This window comes from Microbacterium sp. (assembly GCF_036566905.1).
Taxonomy (GTDB): domain Bacteria; phylum Actinomycetota; class Actinomycetes; order Actinomycetales; family Microbacteriaceae; genus Microbacterium.
The window spans coordinates 1-3,309 of record NZ_DATCVK010000143.1 but is presented as its reverse complement, the minus strand read 5'-3'; the positions used below and the strand labels follow the sequence as shown (position 1 = coordinate 3,309).

General features: G+C 69.9%; 1 protein-coding gene and 1 pseudogene. One reads left to right on the top strand and one right to left on the bottom strand.

Features of this window, described 5'->3' with window-relative positions; all coding sequences use genetic code 11:
- Window positions 1–251 precede the first annotated feature (251 nt).
- A complete protein-coding gene (locus VIP82_RS11030; RefSeq protein ID WP_331908478.1) occupies window positions 252–2,819 on the bottom strand; it encodes an ATP-dependent Clp protease ATP-binding subunit in 2,568 nt (855 codons plus the stop codon).
- Between the two features lie 206 nt (window positions 2,820–3,025).
- Between VIP82_RS11030 and VIP82_RS11025 the strand changes: the two are divergent.
- Window positions 3,026–3,309 (top strand): annotated as a pseudogene (locus VIP82_RS11025) (hypothetical protein); the annotation flags it as partial.

The following is a 3,309-nucleotide window of genomic DNA, read 5'->3' as shown; positions in this document are numbered from 1 at the left end:
GGCCACCAAGCCGACGAGCACGGCACGGCGACGGGCCGCACCCCGGTGCGGGTGCCCGGGGACCGGAGTCCGTTCGCGTCGGCGTGCATGGCGGGGAAGGTAGGCGCCTGGCAAGCCCTGCGCGAGAGATCGCCCGAAAGTCTCACGATGCGGGACGTACTTCTGAGACGCGGCGGCCCGGACACGACGAAGGCCCCGGATCCTGGTGGATCCGGGGCCTTCGTGGTCGACCGTCAGGTCAGGTCAGCGCGTCACTCCGCGCCGGCCTGCATCTGGCCGGTCGGGGGCAGGTCGTGCACCGAGACGCCGGAAGGGGCGTCGAGCGCCGCGTTCGCGCCGACCGAGACCGGCCCGCGCTCGTGCTCGCTCTTGGAGACCCCGCGGAAGGTGAACTCCCCGAGGATGCCCTCGCCCTCGCCGTCGACGATCACCAGATCGCCGGCCTTGAGGTCGCCGAACAGGATCTTCTCGGACAGCGAGTCCTCGATCTCCCGCTGGATCGCCCGCTTGAGCGGCCGGGCGCCGAGCACCGGGTCGTAGCCCTTCTCCGCCAGCAGGTGCTTCGCGGCGGGGGTGAGCTCGATGCCCATGTCCCGGTCGCGCATCCGCTTGTCGAGCTTGGCGATCTCCAGGTCGACGATCTCGATGATCTCGTCCTGCGAGAGCTGCGGGAAGACCACCACGTCGTCGACGCGGTTGAGGAACTCCGGCCGGAAGTGCTGCTTGAGCTCCTCGTTGACCTTCGCCTTCATCCGCTCGTAGGAGGTCACCAGGTCGCCGCCGGCGTTGAAGCCGGTCTGGAGGCCCTTGGCGATGTCCCGCGTGCCGAGGTTGGTGGTCATGATGATCACGGTGTTCTTGAAGTCGACCACCCGGCCCTGCGAGTCGGTCAGGCGACCGTCCTCGAGCACCTGCAGCAGCGAGTTGAAGATGTCCGCGTGGGCCTTCTCGACCTCGTCGAACAGGACCACCGAGAACGGCTTGCGCCGCACCTTCTCGGTGAGCTGGCCGCCCTCGTCGTAGCCGACGTACCCGGGGGGCGAGCCGAACAGCCGCGACACGGTGTGCTTCTCCGAGAACTCGGACATGTCGAGCTGGATCAGCGCGTCCTCGTCCCCGAAGAGGAACTCGGCGAGCGCCTTGGCCAGCTCCGTCTTCCCGACGCCCGTGGGGCCGGCGAAGATGAACGAGCCACCGGGGCGCTTCGGGTCCTTGAGCCCGGCGCGCGTGCGGCGGATCGCCTGCGACAGCGCCTTGATCGCGGCCTCCTGGCCGACGACGCGCTTGTGCAGCTCGTCCTCCATGTGCAGGAGCTTGCTGGACTCCTCCTCGGTGAGCTTGACGACCGGGATGCCGGTCGACATCGCGAGCACCTCGGCGATCAGCTCGTCGTCGACCTCCGCGACCGAGTCGAGGTCGCCCGACTTCCAGGCCTTCTCCTTGTCGGCGCGCCGAGCGGTGAGCTGCTTCTCCTTGTCCCGCAGCCCGGCGGCCTTCTCGAAGTCCTGCTCGTCGATCGCCGACTCCTTGTCGCGGCGCGCCTCGGCGATCTGCTCGTCGAGGGCCTTGAGCTCCGGCGGCGCCGTCATGCGGCGGATCCGCAGGCGCGCGCCCGCCTCGTCGATCAGGTCGATCGCCTTGTCCGGCAGGTACCGGTCGTTGATGTACCGGTCGGCGAGCTGCGCGGCGGAGACCAGCGCGGAGTCCGTGATGGACACGCGGTGGTGCGCCTCATAGCGGTCGCGCAGGCCCTTGAGGATCTCGATGGCGTGCTCGAGCGACGGCTCGTTGACCTGGATCGGCTGGAAGCGGCGCTCCAGCGCCGGGTCCTTCTCGACGTACTTGCGGTACTCGTCGAGCGTGGTCGCGCCGATGGTCTGCAGCTCGCCGCGGGCCAGCATCGGCTTGAGGATGCTCGCCGCGTCGATCGCGCCCTCGGCGGCGCCCGCCCCGACGAGGGTGTGGATCTCGTCGATGAACAGGATGATGTCGCCGCGCGTGCGGATCTCCTTGAGCACCTTCTTCAGGCGCTCCTCGAAGTCGCCGCGGTAGCGGGAGCCCGCGACCAGGGCGCCGAGGTCCAGCGTGTAGAGCTGCTTGTCCTTCAGCGTCTCCGGCACGTCGCCGCGGACGATGTCCTGGGCGAGGCCCTCGACGACGGCCGTCTTGCCGACGCCGGGCTCGCCGATCAGCACCGGGTTGTTCTTGGTGCGGCGGCTCAGCACCTGCATGACGCGCTCGATCTCCGTCGCGCGGCCGATGACCGGGTCGAGCTTGCCCTCGCGTGCGGCCTGGGTGAGGTTGCGGCCGAACTGGTCGAGGACGGCGGAGCCGGACGGCTGCCCCTCCTGCGGGCCGCCGGCGGCCACGGGCTCCTTGCCCTGGTAGCCGCTCAGCAGCTGGATGACCTGCTGGCGCACCTTGTTCAGGTCGGCGCCCATCTTCGTGAGCACCTGCGCGGCGACGCCCTCGCCCTCGCGGATGAGGCCGAGCAGGATGTGCTCGGTGCCGATGTAGTTGTGGCCGAGCTGGAGCGCCTCGCGCAGCGACAGCTCCAGCACCTTCTTGGCGCGCGGCGTGAACGGGATGTGGCCGCTGGGGGCCTGCTGGCCCTCGCCGATGATCTCGGTGACCTGGGTCCGGACGCCGTCGAGCGAGATCCCCAGCGACTCCAGGGCCTTCGCGGCGACGCCCTCACCCTCGTGGATGAGACCGAGCAGGATGTGCTCGGTACCGATGTAGTTGTGGTTCAGCATCCTTGCCTCTTCCTGAGCAAGGACGACCACCCGACGGGCTCGGTCGGTGAATCTCTCGAACATGTGCTGCTCCCTCACGAGCGGCGTTTCCTGCACCCCGTCGGTTGACGGCTACAGCCTGACCGCTACGACTCTATGCGCTCACAACTCACCGACACCCCTCGGTAAGCCCATGTTCGCCAGGGGCGTGACGGCGTGCCGCGTTGCCACCCGCGGGCGGGGCGGTCCAGGCTCGGAGGAAGGCGGTCGTCGCCACGGAGGGGGTACCGATGGACGAGATCGAGCAGCAGCCGGGGGCCTCGGGCACCCCGGGCCCCGGCGGGGCGCGGCACCGGGCGGGCGCGCAGGCCTGGAACGGCGACGACGACCGCCTGGCGCAGTTCTCCGGAGTCGTCGGGGAGGTGCACGACCCCCTCGTCTGGGGCCTCGACCTGGAGGACGAGTCGCTCACCGCCGCGGACTCCGACGACCCGACGTGCGAGCGGTTCGTGCGCGCGTACCGCTGCTTCACGGGCGAGGCGCTGGAGGTCGAGACGCTGCGCACCCGCGTCCC

Bases quoted from the DNA above. Each gene is read 5' to 3' on its own strand.
- VIP82_RS11030 (WP_331908478.1), bottom strand. From the start codon at position 2,819: ATGTTCGAGAGATTCACCGACCGAGCCCGTCGGGTGGTCGTCCTTGCT.